We start from the raw sequence: 16,540 nt of genomic DNA, 5'->3' as shown, positions 1-16,540 counted from the left end.
CCTGATTTCTCATTTTATAAATTGAGAAATCAGGCTTATTTATCTATGTTTATCTCAATAAAGGAGGATTTCTTAGAGTAGACAAATCGGCTCTTTTTGTGTCGAAATTTGCTTAGCGTATATTTTCGTTAAAATGTGGGCATGTATGGTGATCCCTAAAATAATAAGTTTAATAAGTTAACGGAAGACATCTTCCGTTAAATAAAAAAATTGCTATATGTATTTAGTTTTTTAATAAATTGAAATATATTAATTTATTAAAAATAAGAATTGAAAGTTTTTTAATTTTTTTACAAATAGCACACAAATACGACATACTTCTAGACTATTTTTATATACAGGAATTATTTTTTGAAATGGTTACTACATATAAAGGAGACTTCAAAATGGATATGGATTCATATTATTGGGAAATGGTTAAGAAGAATATTGGTGTGTATTCTGAACAGGAACAAGAATGTCTTCGAAATAAGAAGGTCATTATTTTTGGACTTGGGGGAGTAGGTGGATATGAAGCAATTCTGTTTTCGCGAATGGGAATAGGGCATATTACCGGAGTTGATCCCGATGAATTTGAAGTTTCTAATATTAACCGACAAATGTTAGCGCTTTCTAGTGTGATAGGTGAACCAAAAGCAAAAGTTGCAGAACAGGTTGTAAAAGATATACATCCCCATATATCAACAAATTTTATACAAACAAGAGTAGATGAAGATAATGTAATCAAGCTTATAAAAGGGCATGATATTGTAGTAGAAGCCGTAGATGATATGCCTTCAAGAGTTATTATACATAGAACAGCTAGAGAATTAGGCATACCAAGTGTGGGGATGTCAGGTAGCCCCCCAACACGAGGATTTGTTTCTACATTTTTTCCAACCGGAATTCCTTATGAAGAAGCATTAAACATCTCAAGTGTCGGATGCAAATTAACAAATCAAGAATTAAGACAACAGATTGCTGATATAAAGAAAAGTCGAGCTTGGTATTCTGTGGAGAAAGGCGCACCAAAAGAGTGGGCGCAAGATTTTTGTGATGGAAAAGTAGGCTGGATTATCACGCCGATGCGTGCTCATCTATTGTCACTATTTAGTTTTCATGAAGCAATACAAGTTTTAACTGGTCGTGAACCTCTAGCTAGAGCGCCTAAAGGCATTGTAATGGATTTAGATAGTCATATCCCGGTTCAAGTAAAAGAAGCCCCAAAAGGTGGATGGGATTATAAAACACTGTAAGGAGGGATACAATTTGTTAACAAAAAATAATGATATGCAGAATATATATGAAGAAAGTTTTACGCGAAATATTGGTGTTATCTCTGTAGAGGAGCAGGAGAAATTAAAAAATTCTCGAGTTACTGTAGTTGGAGCAGGGGGCGTAGGAGGAATTACACTTATCCAATTGGCGCGAATGGGTGTGGGTTCTTTACATGTTATTGATCAAGATGTATTTGAAGCAAGTAATATCAATCGACAAATGCTAAGTTCCATCAGTAAATTAGGACAGCGAAAGGCAGAGGTCGCTTTAGAAATTTTGCAAGACATTAATCCATTATTACAAATAGAAATAACGAAAGAATTTGTTACCGAGGACAATGCATTAAGACTTCTAACGAATACAGATGTCATTATAGATGCAACTGATAATTTAGTAGCGAGAGTAATTATCCATCGTACAGCTCAAAAATTAGGGATTCCTTCTATTTGGATTGCAGTTACACCTCCCTTTAGAGGTGGCGTCATGTCTTTAACTCCTGACTCTACGCCTTATGAAATCGCGTTAGGATACCCGTCTTATCAAAAAGAGCTAACACCAGAAATGCAAAAAAAAATTCATAAATTAAAAGATGGACGTGCTCTTCATTCCGTCAAGCATGGTGCGGATGAGAAATGGGCAAATAATTATGTACAAGAAGATCGTCCATGGGCTGTACTGTCTCCCGTTGCGAATATCGTAGGCATTCTAGCAAGCTTTGAAGCATTTAAATTTATAATAAATCGAGAAGACTTAAAACCTGTAATAAGTCCAAATTTAATACAAATTAACCTTGCAAATCAAAATATGGTACATGTGTCTGTACCTGAAAATGATAGTTGGGATTATGCAACATTATAGATGAGGTAAGAGAATATGCTTCCTTTTTTGTTACTGGGGATTATTGTTACACTTGCTCTACTTGTTAAGGATTATGCGCTAGCTGGTGCGGCTTGTTTATTAGGAGTTTTACTTGCTGTTGGACAAAAAACTTTATTACATCTTATTCAACAATATTCTTTTCCAATTGGTATTTTCTTTCTGATGTTATTCCTTTTACTCCCAATTACATCTGGAAAGATTACAAGTGAAAACGTAATGAAATTAATTACCTCTCCTATCGGATTAGGATCCATTCTAGCAGGTTTTACTGTGTCATACATAGGAGGAAAAGGTGTAGGAGTTCTACCTATGAATCCTACGATATTGTTAGGTGTCTTAATAGGTACCCTTATTGCCGTATTATTTACAAAAGGGTTACCAGCCGGATTAATTATTGCGGCTGGAATCATAGCTATCATTTCTATGAAATGAAAGGAATATTCTAAATGAAGATAAAATGGACACATATTAGTTTAGTAGGGATTTTTTTGATAATACTTATGTCTAGTTGTTCTAATATCAAAGAAACTTCTCAAAATGATCAAACTTCTAAAGTGGTAAAACAAGAAATAGAAATTCAGCAAGGAGAAGAAAATTTATTTTTACTTCATAAAAACTTAAATAATAAAAAACAGTATACATCTGATGAAATTATCTTATTTTTAGAACCATTTAGTGTACCTACAGCTCAAGCATTTGATGTACCAAAATTTTCATGGATGGATGAGTATGCCAGAAAAGGGTATGATACTTGGGCTATGGATTTCAGAGGGTTTGGCCGTTCTTCTCGCCCTAAAGAAATGTCAGATCCTCCTGCCCATAACCGTCCGGTTATTCATTTGAATGATGCAACTAAGGATCTAGAAACAATTGTAAATTGGATTAAAAAGAAGAGAAACGTAAAAAAAATTCATATTGTTGGATGGTCATATGGAGGTGTTGTGGCTGGAAATTATGCAATATCCCATCCTCAAGATATTAATAAACTTATTTTATATGGGTATATGCACGGGTTCACACTTCCTATGATGACACAGCCTTTCGAAAACCCACTACAACCTAATCAGTTTAATCCTGAAGCACCGGCTTATCAAATGGTGGACTTTGATAAAGGAATGCATCATTGGTATATGATGATGGGAAATAAAAAAATTGTTACAAACGAAGCAATGGATGCTGTAAAACAAGTTTTTATTGATTCTGATCCTATGAGTAAGAAAAATAATCAAACGATTCGTCGACCAGTTGGTCCACTTGAAGATTTATTTTATATTTGGAAAAATCAGCCCCTATATGATGTATCTAAGATTACCACTCCATTACTTGTCATTTACGGGGAAGATGACATATTTGCAGACCGAAATATGATGTCAAAATTAACAAGTACAAAGCAAAAAAAGGAAGTAGTAATCCCTGATGCAACACACTGGGCTGTTTATGAAAAGAATCGTAATACCCTATTCGAACAAACATTAAACTTTATAGAAGCGAAAGAAGGAAAACAGGAATGAAAAAGGGTTTAACAATATTAGATGCTACCTTGCGTGAAGGAGAACAACAATGTGGTATTCGTTTCTCCAAGGAAGACAAAATTACATTACTTTACATGTTAGAGGATTTTGGAGTAAGGCTTATTGAAGTTGGACACCCTGGCATCTCTGAAGAAGAAGAAGAGATTTGCCGAGAAGTTGCAGCATCTGCAAAGCACGCCGAAATACTTATGCATGCTCGGGCGAAAAAAGAAGAAGTTCATGCGGCTTATCGTGCTGGTGCCGATTGGATAGGAATCTGGGCGTCTATTAATTCTATTTCTTTACAAACAAAGTATACCAATCGATCAAAAGATTATGTTATTAATCAGGTGAAACATGCTATTGAAGAAGCAAAATCCTTAGGAATGAAAATCCGTTTTACTATTGAAGATGCTTCACGAACGGAATGGGAAGATATCGCCTACATTGGACAGATTGCACAAATAGCTGGAGCAGATCGAATCAGTTTAGCAGACACTGTAGGAATTTGGGAGCCAGGTCAGTGTGCGACAATCGTGAAGAAATCTGTTGAGATATTCCCTTGTGAGATTGAAGTTCATCTTCATAATGATTTAGGATTAGCCATGGCAAATGCTCTTGCTGCAATCGATTCAGGGGCATCTGTCATTGATACCACATTGTGCGGAATAGGTGAACGTGCCGGGATTGTTGACCTGCTAAACTTATCCGTTGTATTATCTCAAAAGCGTAATCTTCCGTACTTTAAAATACAGATGATTCCTGAATTAACTCAATCACTTCAATTAGCTACTGGTTGTAAAGTGGATCATTGGAGACCGATTATTGGAAAAAACATATTTACACATACCGCACCCTATCATATGAAAGCTGTTCAGCAGAATTACTCAGCATACGAGGGTATTCAGCCAGAAATGATAGGAAGAGTAAGGAACATACAACAAAAACGCATAGAGAGAAAAGGGGCTAGGCTTTCAAAGTCTTTGCGAGTTAGTAAACCATTTGTAAAGGGAGCATCTGAGCTTTTATATCATCGAGATGGTCCAGGAGAACGTTGGGTACAGATGGATTATAGAACTGATGAACGAGCATCATTTTATGTGATACAGCGTGTTTTTTACGATGCACAGATGGATGAGAACTTAGAAGGACATGTAGATATTCACGCACATCATTGTGATAGTGCCTTTATTTTCTGGGGGAATAGAATAGATGGTACAGGTCTCATATGTGAAGTGGAAATTGAAGGAGAATTGCAAATCATTGAGAGCCCTGCATCCGTTTTTATTCCAGCCGGTTTAAAACATAGATACAAGTACCTTTCGGGTACAGGAACCTATACGAATATCGTACTAGCACCTAATTATAATTCTAGTTTGTTAGAGAAAAACTCATCAAGAAGAAACGAGAATTAAGCGAATATAAAGCGACTTATATCATAAAAGATTATTTTCCACTTATTTATCACTCTTTACAAAAAGACACCAAAGAATTAACAAGTATATTGTTTCGCTTGTTCACTCTTTTGCAGAAAAACGGACGAAAATCCCATAGGTATGAGAAGAAAACAGTCTTTGATATCTTAGAAGTCGTATACAACTTTTCTATCTTGCACAATCATATAGCGTAATTCAAAAAAATGAAAAAATGAACTGAATTCTCATAGACAACTGTGACGAGATATTTTTTTATCTTGGGGATACTACAATATATTAACTTGATGAGCATGTAGTGGTACTCAAAAAAGCTATTGTTCTCGAAAATAGAAGTGCCACTACATGATTTTGTATCTATTGACATTTCATATTTCTACACTTTACAAACAAGCCTCTAATGCAATTTTCATCATTTTATCGAACGAAGTTTGTCTTGCTTCAGGACTAATTTCCTCATGGGTTACTAAAGAATCTGAAATAGTAAGCAAACAAGCTGCTTGTTTTCCTAATATTTTCGCATTATGGAATAATGCATAACTTTCCATTTCTGTACAAATACACTTGTGATTATTATAAAAATCAACATAATTTGGAACATTACTTTCATAATAAAATACATCACTCGAATGTGTTCTTCCTCTAACAATAGGAGTATTTATATGCTTTGCAGTAACTTCAATTGTGTTAGTTAATAACTCACTAGGATACTGAATATCACCTTCTATGCCTGCTTGAGTTTTTGCAAATGTTGATTGACTCCATGCACTATCAACAAGCACAATATCATGTATGTTCAGTTGGTCTGTATAGGCTCCTGAGCTACCAACACGGATAATATTTTCTACATCATAAAATTTATATAACTCGTACGAATAGATTCCTATACTTCCCATTCCCATACCTGATCCCATTACAGATATTTGTTTTCCTTTATAACGTCCTGTAAATCCAAACATATTACGAACAGTATTAAACTGCACTGGATTTTCTAGATATGTTTCCGCAATATATTTCGCACGTAGTGGATCTCCTGGCATTAAAACTGTTTTTGCAATTTCTCCAGATTTCGCGGTATTGTGTGCTGTTGTCATATTATAATCTCTCCATTTCTATAGTTTTTAATCTACTTAACTATCAAAAACTATAATTCAACTAATATTCTTACTCGTTTCACATATCAAGTAATCTGTACAATTCATTTCTTTTTTAAATGTATTCGTTTTCACAATTAGAAAAAAACTGGTTTTTCCTGATTTCTTATTACCTCCTTTTTCAAGACGTTTGATTAATATCATAAAATCTAGTTGTATAATTAGTTGTCTAATTTATTTCAACTAAATTATATTTCAACATATTAAATAAATCAATAACAACCTTAAAATTCCAGAATGTTCTTCACCTTAAAAATTTTAAGTGCTTGATTTAAAAGAATTATGGTCGTGCTTTACATTGCTACTTAATAGACAAGATTGCGAATAATTTATAACTCGATATAATATTTGTAAGGAGTGTTGTTTATGTCTGCCGAAAATAAAAAAAAATCACCTCTATACGTAGAGGTTTTTGAAAAATTATTTAAACTAATTAATGAGGGAGTCTATCCGATTGGAAGTAAGCTACCTTCAGAACCAGAACTTTCTAAAATGATGAATGTTAGTAGAATGACCCTAAGACAAGCATTGGGTTTATTAAAAGAGGACGGTTATATTGAAACAATTCATGGACAAGGGAACTTTATAAAACAAAATGTAAATGTAAGAAGTGTTGGTTTAGAAAAAATAGATAATACTGTTTTTCAATGTTGTACAGAAACGATTGATGATATAGCTGCTTATTTTGAAGTTAGTTTTTCAGACGATTATGATTACATTAAAAAGATTTTTAATCGCGATTCAGCAGTGATGATTAGGTTTAATAGGTGGTATAAGTGTAAAAATAAAATAGTGGCACATGCTTTTACAATGTTCCCAAGTGAGACAGCTTCCCAATATCAAATGAATCTCAACGATCAGCAGAGCATACTAAAAATTCTTGAAGAAGAGATTTATACTCTAATACATTCATCAACAATCGAAATAAAATTTACAGAATCAGTTCTTCCTTCTTCACACTATGAATTACATTCAAATAATAATTTATTCGTATTACTAATTGAAACTTTATGTGATTCAATGGGAAATGTAGTACTTAAAAATAAGATTTATATCCCAATCGAACTTAGTTCAATAAAAATTAATCGAATAAACAAATAGCATAAAAACGTTCGTATATGTAAACAAGAATTGATAGGGGTATTACCACATCGCTATCAAGCTCAGGTTAGGAAAAATCAGTTTCAGAAGAAATTTCTTTCTTTTTCTAAAAACAAGTATAGATCATTGGAAATTTTGCATATCAAATAAACCCTAACGGGTTACACTTTTTTATTAAGCTGCTTGATTGTCCGGCATGGTACAATTGTAAACGACACCTAATATATCAAAGACTGTTTTCTTCTTGTATCGATGAGATTTTCGTCCGTTTCGCTGTAGGAGGTTAAACACACGAAGAAGAATCTTTGATAATCCTTGGGTGTCTCTTTGTATTGCTCGAAACAGAAGAAAAAAATAGTCTTTAATCATATATATGGCTTTATATTCACTCAGCTCTTGTTTCTTTTTCATGAGAAGTAACTTCCGCATTTGAAACATAATAGAAGAACAGAGTAGAATGGCAATCAGTTGCCCATACAAATGGTATTCCAATCGTTCTCGTTTTATCTTTTTACAATGATGAATGTGAAAGAATGATTTCCATGTTTTAAATAAAATTTCGATTTGCCAACGTAAAGAATACCAATCATGTACTTGTCCCATCGGGACAACATCTGTAGGAGTGTTTGTCATATATACATTGATACTACTGAGTCGTTTACTACGAGGAGAATACTTCATTCTTTTCTTTTTTTCTCTTATAGTTTGATCTTGTAATCGCTTTTCTTGTTGTTCTTTTGTTATTCGATGAACAATCACACGAGTTGGGACTTTATCAGTCATTCCTACATAAGCGTCGGGTATTTCACATGTTTGTCCTAGCTGAAGAGAGTTCATTAAAACCTCCATATCTATCTATATATACTCTGTACCTTTCTTGATTCTTCCACCTTGAAAATAATCAGGATTGGGATTTTTTTGATAAATACGTGTATTCGACTTGATACGAGAGATATAGTAAGCCTTTTTATCTTGTATATGTTGAAGATCTCTCAAATGAAAATACCCTACATCTCGAATACATAAATCATTGGCTGTCACAGTTGGAACAGACAGAGAACCGTAGGTTCGATCATGTTGTTTACCTGGATCGGTATGAATATGTAGGAATTGTCCACTTAATAGATCATATTCAAGCTGAATTTTCACCACCGCTGTATGGCTGCATCCTCCTGCACCTGGATAAACGGATGAAAAGGGATCTGGGAGTTGAAATGCAGTTGCATCTAAAATAAGAATACGCTTGAAAACAGAAGTATATGGAGAAGAAATCGGTATAGATGAGGTCAACTTTTGATTTGGTAGTTCAGCTAATATATGTTGTAAAAATTGGACGGCCGCTTTATTAAATCGTTGATGATTCTAAACAGCTAGATAGCTGAGTTAAAGAAGTAGTAGCAACATTTTGGCTTATCCATACACATAAAGCGACTAAATCTTTTGCTTGGTACTTACTAGTTCACTGAACAAAACCAACATCTCTAGCAAGATCCCGTAGGGAATTTGGAGATAAAAAACTTTGAATCTCTTGAGCAAATAGTTGTAATTCATCAGAGACAGAAATAGACATACAAAAAAGCCATCCTTTCCTATGATTCTATAGAAAGAATAGCGTATTTTTTCATTTTAGGGGGTATTTTATTTTGTTAGCTAGATAGCAATGTGGTTAAACCCATTTATCTTAAAAAAATATTGTAATGATAAGGTTTTGTAATTCTTAACGCACAATTTACCTAGAATGATATAGTGACCGCCATAAGGATATATGCAGCCTGATAATCTAATTTATTACAAAATTGAATATCCACTTTATCAACTGTACGATACAGGTAACGCCATTCTCCTTTGATTTTTATATAGGTTTCATCCAATTTCCAAGAAACTTGTACGCTTTCATTTTTTCTCTCCAAATTCGATAAATTAAGTGGTCATATTCATGAACCCAGCGCATATTAAGAGCCAACGGCTACCAAAATAATATCTCTTTAAAATTTCCTATTTAAGATTTTCCTCACTCTGTTAGAATAAATTTGAAACAAAACCTAACAGGAATTTAAGAAAGAATTCGAAATGGTAAAATTAAGATATGTATTAAAATTTAAGAATGTATTATAATTCTTTGTAGAACCGGTTCCCTAAATTAGGTGAGGAGATTTTATATGAATGTGAAAAGGATTGTGAATAGGACATTACAGTATATTGTTGACGGAAAAGAGAATGTTATAAGCTCAAATCATTTTGCAACGCGTCTTCGGCTTATTTTAAGGAATAAATCAAAGGTAACACAAACAGCAATTGAAGAGCAGCATTTCTGAAAGAACTCAGGTTGGCCTCCTTTTTATAGTTCGTGAACTCCCATCCATATCTTAGTGGATGTATAGAGAAAAATCATTAGTAGAATTAATTTTTCTGAGCACTGCAACAATTTCGCTTTGTCATTTGTATATATTGCAGAAAGACACAAAACAGGAAGAACGCAACGAAACATTGTTGAAAATATTCACAGTTCAGTTATATAAATTAATATTTTCTTTTTGTGCCTTTTTAATAAAAAAATTTCTGGAGGAACTTACAATGAAAATTAAAAAACCTATGATTATAGCCGGATGTCTGGCTGGTTGTTTAGTGGTCGGTGTTAGCTTAATGGGAAGTACATCTGCTAGTGATGCCTCTTCTGTAAAACCAGCGGACAGCAGTAAAGAAATTCATTCAAACAAGCCTACACAGAAGGATGATCATATGAAAGAATTGGAAGTTACGGTAGGTAAAACGTTTGATATTACGCTAGGGGAAAATTTGTCGACAGGGTACTCATGGAGCTACACAACAAATACTGATAGGATTCAACTCGTTACAGAAAATATAAAAGATCCAAAGGAAAGTGATGCTGTAGGTGAGCCTACTAAAAAAACGTGGACTTTTAAAGCAACCAAAGCTGGTACGTACACGTTGAAATTTGATTACTCCCATAGATTAGAAAAAGGGCAGAAGCCTACACAATCATTAACCTATACTGTAAAAGTTAAGTAATATATCTTTTGACTCTTCAAAAATTCTATGGTGTATCGTCCCTGCACTTACATGATTAGGGGTGGTTTTGTTTTATCATAGATGGGTAAAGAGGAGGGATTAGGAGGTCAAAATTGGATACTATTGAACGAAGAGACTATAATCAAATGCATTGCCTTATGCGATACATCTTATATTTGTACAGAATACTGACACAATCTTGGAAAATGGCTTCAAAGTTGGAGTCCAAATATAGTAATACTGTTGTTTGCGATTCAGCTGAGCAAAGAGAGATAATCAATCGTAAAGCAGAAGGTATATTAGAGGAATATGGAAATTCTATCTTGCGTTTGGCATATTCGTACCTGCATAGTCTCGCTGATGCTGAAGATGTTCTACAGGATACATTAATACAGTATATAAGATCTGCACCTACTATCGAAAATGCTACACATGAAAAAGCTTGGTTACTACGAGTCGCGATTAACATCAGCAAAAACAAAATCAAATATAAAAAGAGGCGTGACACCACTGAACTTGACGAGGGGCTGGTTTCTGTGGATGAACAGGATTTACAGTTTGTATGGGAAGCAGTAAAAAACCTGCCGATCATCTATAGCGAAGTATTGCATCTTTTCTACCACGAAGATTATTCGACTGCACAGATTGCGAGTATATTAACAAAAAAAGAAACAACGGTCCGCTCTCTTTTACACAGAGCTAGAGAAAAGCTCAAAATTATTTTGAAGGAGGAGTATGATTTTGCGGAATAAATATAACGACATTATGAGTAGAGTAAAAGTAACTCCTGCTATGCAAGGGCGGATTATGCAAAACATTCGCAGCACGGACTTGACAAAAAAGGAACATCGCTTCTCGATGTTGTTTAAACCGCACAGGAAGATGACTTATGCGGCCGCTTGTTTCCTGGTATTACTAACGGGTGTCCTCATGAATTCTCATTATTTTAATCAAAGTGACCCCGTTCAGCCAAATAACCCGATTGCTAACCCTGGCCCTGAGCAAGCATTGCCGATTAAAATCGAGTTTGCATCGCTTCAGGAGCTGATAGATGCTGTAGGGTTTAAAGTAAGGGAAATTACGGAAATCCCTTTTGAAGTGGAGAAAACAAACTACTCATCTGTAGATGGGGAGATGGCAGAGATTTATTATAGTGGTGTTAACAATAACCTGCTGTTTAGAATGGCACCCGGTATTAATGATATAAGTGTTAACCATCAACAATACAGTGACACGAAAACAGTTCAATTTAAAAATGAAAAAGTGACTATTAAAGGTAATAAAGGAAAATATGAACTAGCGATATGGAATTCACAAGAATTTTCGTATTCTCTGAGCATAGAGAACGGCATCAGTGAGGAAGAGTTGTTACTCATACTGCAGTCAATGCGGTAGTACAAAGAAAAATGGCATAGGGTATAAAATATAAAGGTATAGATTATATAAAGGAGAAGTTGCATGAAATCAGTAGGATTAATACGGCATATAAATAAATTAGGACGTATAGTTATACCAATAGAATTAAGACGCACACTAGCAATGGAAGAAGCCACCCAATTAGAGATTTATGTAGAAGATGAAGAAATCATTTTAAAAAAATATGAAATGAATGGTGCTTGTTTAGTAACTGGAAAAGTATCTAATGAAAATATTTCTCTTGCAAATGGTAAAATCACTTTAAGTCCAGAAGGCCTGAAGTATTTAATAAATGAATTGGAAAAAACCTTAGTAAAATAAATAAATGCAGATATAAAGTGATATCTTTTCTGATTTATACATCGCATATTTATTTTAGTTATACAACACCTTCAAGTATAAGAAAAGAGTCATGGTTCACTTCTTTTCTTATAACTTTAAAAGGGAATAGCAATACCTTATGTTAACGAGAAATAAACAAAAAATATAATTCCTTCTCCAAGGTTAATCTTTACAATTACTATTCCGCCATGTGCGTAAATAACAGTTTTAAGAGCTAGACTTATTTCTCTGTACTGTTTTGTTCGAGAGATATCTATTTGATAAAAACATTCAAATAGATGGGGGAAATCCTCTACTTTTATACAAAAAACATTAAGGACCAATTCTCTGCTGACAGTTGCGTTGTAATTTGTATCTGTTCCGGATGAAAATATAATGGTAATTTAATGAAGGATCCAAAATGATAGAGTTAAGATATATATTAAAATTCAAGAAAGTATTGACAAAGTTTGAAACAGTTTTAAAATCCTTTATAGAACCGGTTCCGTAAATTAGTTAGGGGGATTTTAGATAAATGTGAAGGCAGTTGCTAATAGTGTATTACAATATATTGGTAGAAATGAGCATATTATAGGCACAACTCATTGTGCAATACGTCTTCGGCTTGTTTTAAAAAATAATTCAAAATTAGTACAAACAGAAATGGAAAACAAAGTATATGAATCATTTGCAAATTTTATCGATGCATCACAATTTGATTCACAGACACATACAGAAGTAGTAAAAGAAACCTTAAATTTAATTGCTCGATTAGCAAAAATATTGCCCAATATTTTGTACCCATCATTCCGATAATTGTTGTGAGCGGTTTATTAATGGATTTCCTTGGAATGTTAAAAACGTTTAAAATTGTGCCTGATAACCATGCCCTTATTCAATTATTTGATATATTTTCAAGCGCAACTTTCATTATATTACCAATCTTACCTGGGATTAGTGCTTTGAAAAAGTTTACCAATAACATTTTCTTAGAAGCTTTAATTGATGGGTTTTTAAAGCATCTTGTAATAAATCTTTGGACACTTGTAGATGCGAAGTCGGCATTCATACATTTTCTTTGTATGAATATTGATATGATTAGTTAGCGAAGGACTTTTTTCCTGTTTTATTATCCGTATACGTCATGAGTGTTATAGATAAACAGTTACGAAAACATGTACCAAATTCTTTAGATTTATTAATTACACCTTTTCTAATGGTTGTGATTACTGGATTTCTTTCATTAATTATTTGGACCTACAACATAAGATATGATTCCTTAAGGAATATATGTGCTTTATTCTCTTTTATTTTGAACCAGAACCATTTTATAAATCTCAGTGGAGAAGAAAAAATTTTTCGATACAACAAAAAAGTAACAGCACTAACAAAGGGTTGAATTGATAATCCAGTTTTCTAGTGTAGAGGTGATTACAATGATAAAAATTAAAAAAGTTTTAAATACTAGTGTGGTATTAGCAGAAGATGACCAAAAAAAAGAATTTATTCTTTTGGGAAAAGGAATAGGATATGGGCAAAAAGCCGGTAATATTATTGAGGGGCAGCAAACTCATCAAATGTTTATACCAATTGAAAGTACCCAAGTAAAAGAGTTTTTGGGTTTATTGGATGCTATTTCTCCTGTATTTATAGAACTGACTCAGCAAATTGTAAATTATGCTGAAGATAAACTTAACACTACGCTTAATAGGGGGATCTATTTTACGTTAATGGATCATTTGAGTTTTGCTGTTGCAAGATATAAGAAAAATATTAATATCACCAATCGAGTATATTGGGAAATTAAAAATTATTATACTGAAGAATTTAAAATTGGAGTGTTCGCTCTTAAGTTGATGAATGAAAAATTCCATATTAATTTACCTATTGAAGAAGCAGCAAATATCGCATTCCATTTGATTAATGCTCAAGGGGAACAGAAAGAGTCTAAAGATGGTATGAGGTATGCCAAAATGATTGGAAGCATTGTCAACTTGGTTCGATACACTTGCAAAATCGAAATGGATGATGAAAATATTCATTATACTAGATTTGTTACCCATGTTAAATATTTTGTAGAACGTTTCTATACTAATACAATGTTAGATGATAAAGGTGATGTATTATTTGAGCAATTGGCCATCTTGTATCCTCAAGCCATGTCTGGAGCCTTTAAAGTTAAGGAATATATAGAACAATTTGATGGGGAAATTATTCCAAATGAGGAAATAGCTTATCTTGGAGTGCATATACACAGATTAATAAATTATAATCAGCCTGGATAGAACAATCATCTGAAATTAACGGTGACCGCATATTTTCTTGATATGGAAAAGGAAATGGTAACCAAACGGTGATTTTTTGAAATTTAGAGTACAAATACTTGTTATTAATTTAAGATTCTACTATTTCAAAAAAGATACAATCGCAACTAGCATCTTTTAATTGTTGTACCTACATTGTATATATTTTTATACCTTTTAAATAAATAGGGAGATATTTTCTTAATGACATAACAAATCCAATCTTAAGATCCACTTGCATTTCACTTGGGACCTATCGTTGTACACTTGTATGGAATTATCATCAGTATAGTAGCTATACTTTAGCAACTAGTGAGGGCAGAAAAAAAGGGGAACCATGCCCGAAATGAGGGTGAAACCATTTATAAGTTATTTAAGTTAGCTGGTTAATTTCGAGGTTAATAGAATATTGCTACTCTATGGTTTTAGCAAATTATTTTTGCACCTAATTATCATTTTTGAAGAAACAGAATTTTATCTTACTTGAAAGGGAGGGAATTTAGCACAAAATAATTTTATATTATACGTGTTAAGCCTACACTATGAAAAAATCATTCTATAACGTTTTAGCTATGTCACTTGCATTACCAGTATTTGCAGTTCCAACGTCTTCTTTTGCGGAGGAACTTCAACAAAAGAAACAAATAGAGGTACAGTCAATAGATGAACAAGCTTTGAAGAGCATTGAAGAACATATGAAAAATGAGGACGGTCGGGGTGACAACGAAGGGGCAGCTGTTGAAGAACCAAGAGGATCTGAAATTGGACAAGATTCCCCTATTATTTTTTCTGCATTGAGGAAAGGCATGATTCAGGATGTTCCGTTGATAGAATGGATTGTTCCGAAAGGAAATCCGAATATTCGCCCTGGTTACTGGATGAAGCCAAAGTATATTACCATTCACGAGACTGATAATACGAGTATGGGTGCAGGTGCCAAAAATCACGCAAAATACTTATATAATCAGGCAATAGGAGCTACAAATCGTGGGGCATCTTGGCATTTTACAGTAGACGATAAAGAAATTTATCAGCATCTACCTCTGAATGAAAATGGATGGCATGCAGGTGATGGAACAAACGGTACAGGTAATAGGCAATCTATTGCGATTGAAATTGCAGTGAATCAAGATGGAAACTATGAAAAAGCTGTAGACAATGCTCGGAAATTGGCAGCACATTTAATGAAGGAATTGAATATATCCTTAGATAATGTGAAAAAACATCAGCATTGGAGTGGGAAAAACTGCCCAAGAAACATTATTCAACGTGGTTCGTGGAACGACTTTTTACGGGGAACAAAAGATTATTACTATAACGGAAAAAATAAAGACGATATTACAGGTGGTTGGTATGAGCAAGATATTCGTGAATTAGCGGCTAAAGGTATAATGATTGGAGATGGCAAAGGGTTATACTGGCCAAATCGTCTTGTAACGCGAGGAGAGTTTGCGACATTAATCTCTCGAGCATTAAAGCTACCAACAGGAACATCCTCCTTTAAAGATTTAAACGAAGTACATCCATCTTTAATAGATGGGATTAAACGTGCAGCGAGTGCCGGAATTATTAAGGGGCGTGGAAATAATATATTCGCTCCAAACGATATGATTAAACGAGACGAAGCTGTGATGATAATTGATCGAGCATTACAGTATAAGGGGGTTATTGGAAAGTTATTGAAAGTTCCATTTTCCGATCAGAATCAAGCATACGATAAACAAGCATTGCAACGCGTATATGGATTAGGAATTGTAAAAGGAAACGAGCATAATCGGTTTGTACCAAAAAGTACGGCGAGTCGCGGCGAGTCAGCAGCTTTTATTAATCGAATGTTGCATGTTACAGAAAAGAGAAATAACGAGGAAATCGGGACTGTGACAATAAACGGAATTGGGGTTAATTTACGAGAAGGACCTGGAACACAGTATAAAGTGGTTCGTAAATTGCGGGGAAATGAAAAGCATAAAGTATTAAAAGAGCAAGGTGGCTGGTTGCAACTTGGGGATAAACAGTGGTTATACTATGATCCAAGTTATATCCGTTATGATAGAAATAAATAGAAAATTCATCTTACTGTAGAGTTAAGTTCGCAGTTTTTTGAGACAAAGGCGTATCTAGCATATTACTAGACA

Annotated in this window: 17 protein-coding genes and 3 pseudogenes; 17 read left to right on the top strand and 3 right to left on the bottom strand. The window is 33.9% G+C overall.

Going from position 1 to position 16,540, the window contains the following annotated elements; all coding sequences use genetic code 11:
* Positions 1-386 precede the first annotated feature (386 nt).
* The 6 genes and pseudogenes from IQ781_RS27990 to IQ781_RS27965 form a co-directional block, all read left to right on the top strand.
* Positions 387-1,235, top strand: coding sequence for a HesA/MoeB/ThiF family protein (locus IQ781_RS27990; RefSeq protein ID WP_242808369.1), 849 nt, complete (start codon positions 387-389; stop codon positions 1,233-1,235).
* A gap of 13 nt (positions 1,236-1,248) precedes the next feature.
* Positions 1,249-2,115 (top strand): HesA/MoeB/ThiF family protein, encoded by an 867-nt coding sequence (locus IQ781_RS27985; protein ID WP_242808368.1) that lies wholly within the window; start codon positions 1,249-1,251, stop codon positions 2,113-2,115.
* Between the two features lie 15 nt (positions 2,116-2,130).
* A complete protein-coding gene (locus IQ781_RS27980; protein WP_242808367.1) occupies positions 2,131-2,568 on the top strand; it encodes a DUF441 family protein in 438 nt (145 codons plus the stop codon).
* 14 nt (positions 2,569-2,582) lie between these two features.
* Complete coding sequence (locus tag IQ781_RS27975; protein WP_242808366.1) at positions 2,583-3,647, top strand: alpha/beta hydrolase; 1,065 nt, start codon at positions 2,583-2,585, stop codon at positions 3,645-3,647.
* The gene (locus IQ781_RS27970) at positions 3,644-5,062 is read left to right on the top strand and encodes a homocitrate synthase/isopropylmalate synthase family protein (protein ID WP_242808365.1); all 1,419 of its coding nucleotides are present in this window, start codon (positions 3,644-3,646) and stop codon (positions 5,060-5,062) included. Before IQ781_RS27975 ends, IQ781_RS27970 begins: the two co-directional genes overlap by 4 nt.
* Positions 5,038-5,277 (top strand): annotated as a pseudogene (locus tag IQ781_RS27965) (IS4 family transposase); the annotation flags it as partial. The gene IQ781_RS27970 and the pseudogene IQ781_RS27965, both read left to right, overlap by 25 nt.
* Positions 5,278-5,463: 186 nt before the next feature.
* On the opposite strand, the gene deoD reads toward IQ781_RS27965, so the two are convergent.
* Positions 5,464-6,174: a purine-nucleoside phosphorylase gene (gene deoD, locus IQ781_RS27960; RefSeq protein WP_242808364.1), complete on the bottom strand. Its 711-nt coding sequence runs from the start codon at positions 6,172-6,174 to the stop codon at positions 5,464-5,466.
* Between the two features lie 426 nt (positions 6,175-6,600).
* On the opposite strand from deoD, the gene IQ781_RS27955 reads away from it, so the two are divergent.
* Positions 6,601-7,335, top strand: a complete 735-nt coding sequence (locus IQ781_RS27955; protein WP_242808363.1) for a GntR family transcriptional regulator — start codon at positions 6,601-6,603, stop codon at positions 7,333-7,335.
* Between the two features lie 174 nt (positions 7,336-7,509).
* On the opposite strand, the pseudogene IQ781_RS27950 reads toward IQ781_RS27955, so the two are convergent.
* Positions 7,510-8,905: pseudogene (locus tag IQ781_RS27950) on the bottom strand (IS4 family transposase).
* A gap of 184 nt (positions 8,906-9,089) precedes the next feature.
* Positions 9,090-9,286: pseudogene (locus tag IQ781_RS27945) on the bottom strand (DDE-type integrase/transposase/recombinase); the annotation flags it as partial.
* Positions 9,287-9,494: 208 nt separating this feature from the next.
* Between IQ781_RS27945 and IQ781_RS27940 the strand changes: the two are divergent.
* The 10 genes from IQ781_RS27940 (at position 9,495) to IQ781_RS27900 (ending at position 16,468) form a co-directional block, all read left to right on the top strand.
* Complete coding sequence (locus IQ781_RS27940; protein WP_242808362.1) at positions 9,495-9,650, top strand: PTS sugar transporter subunit IIB; 156 nt, start codon at positions 9,495-9,497, stop codon at positions 9,648-9,650.
* Between the two features lie 259 nt (positions 9,651-9,909).
* The gene (locus tag IQ781_RS27935; protein ID WP_242808361.1) at positions 9,910-10,365 is read left to right on the top strand and encodes a protease inhibitor I42 family protein; all 456 of its coding nucleotides are present in this window, start codon (positions 9,910-9,912) and stop codon (positions 10,363-10,365) included.
* 113 nt (positions 10,366-10,478) lie between these two features.
* The gene (locus IQ781_RS27930) at positions 10,479-11,117 is read left to right on the top strand and encodes an RNA polymerase sigma factor (protein ID WP_242808360.1); all 639 of its coding nucleotides are present in this window, start codon (positions 10,479-10,481) and stop codon (positions 11,115-11,117) included.
* A complete protein-coding gene (locus tag IQ781_RS27925; protein ID WP_242808359.1) occupies positions 11,107-11,760 on the top strand; it encodes a DUF4367 domain-containing protein in 654 nt (217 codons plus the stop codon). The genes IQ781_RS27930 and IQ781_RS27925 overlap by 11 nt, the downstream gene beginning before the upstream one ends.
* A 63-nt stretch (positions 11,761-11,823) precedes the next feature.
* Positions 11,824-12,102 carry an AbrB/MazE/SpoVT family DNA-binding domain-containing protein gene (locus tag IQ781_RS27920; protein WP_242808358.1) on the top strand — a complete coding sequence of 93 codons (279 nt, stop codon included), beginning with the start codon at positions 11,824-11,826 and terminating at the stop codon, positions 12,100-12,102.
* Between the two features lie 537 nt (positions 12,103-12,639).
* Positions 12,640-12,918 (top strand): PTS transporter subunit EIIB, encoded by a 279-nt coding sequence (locus tag IQ781_RS27915; RefSeq protein WP_242808357.1) that lies wholly within the window; start codon positions 12,640-12,642, stop codon positions 12,916-12,918.
* A 35-nt stretch (positions 12,919-12,953) separates the two neighbouring features.
* Positions 12,954-13,208 carry a hypothetical protein gene (locus IQ781_RS27910; protein WP_242808356.1) on the top strand — a complete coding sequence of 85 codons (255 nt, stop codon included), beginning with the start codon at positions 12,954-12,956 and terminating at the stop codon, positions 13,206-13,208.
* Positions 13,209-13,246: 38 nt separating this feature from the next.
* Positions 13,247-13,501, top strand: coding sequence for a hypothetical protein (locus IQ781_RS28365; RefSeq protein WP_348773936.1), 255 nt, complete (start codon positions 13,247-13,249; stop codon positions 13,499-13,501).
* A gap of 37 nt (positions 13,502-13,538) precedes the next feature.
* Positions 13,539-14,387: a PRD domain-containing protein gene (locus IQ781_RS27905; protein WP_242808355.1), complete on the top strand. Its 849-nt coding sequence runs from the start codon at positions 13,539-13,541 to the stop codon at positions 14,385-14,387.
* 560 nt (positions 14,388-14,947) lie between these two features.
* Positions 14,948-16,468: an S-layer homology domain-containing protein gene (locus tag IQ781_RS27900; RefSeq protein WP_242808354.1), complete on the top strand. Its 1,521-nt coding sequence runs from the start codon at positions 14,948-14,950 to the stop codon at positions 16,466-16,468.
* Positions 16,469-16,540: the final 72 nt, after the last annotated feature.

This window comes from Bacillus sp. N447-1 (genome assembly GCF_022701035.1).
Classification (GTDB): domain Bacteria; phylum Bacillota; class Bacilli; order Bacillales; family Bacillaceae_G; genus Bacillus_A; species Bacillus_A cereus.
This window is presented reverse-complemented; position numbering and strand designations above follow the sequence as displayed.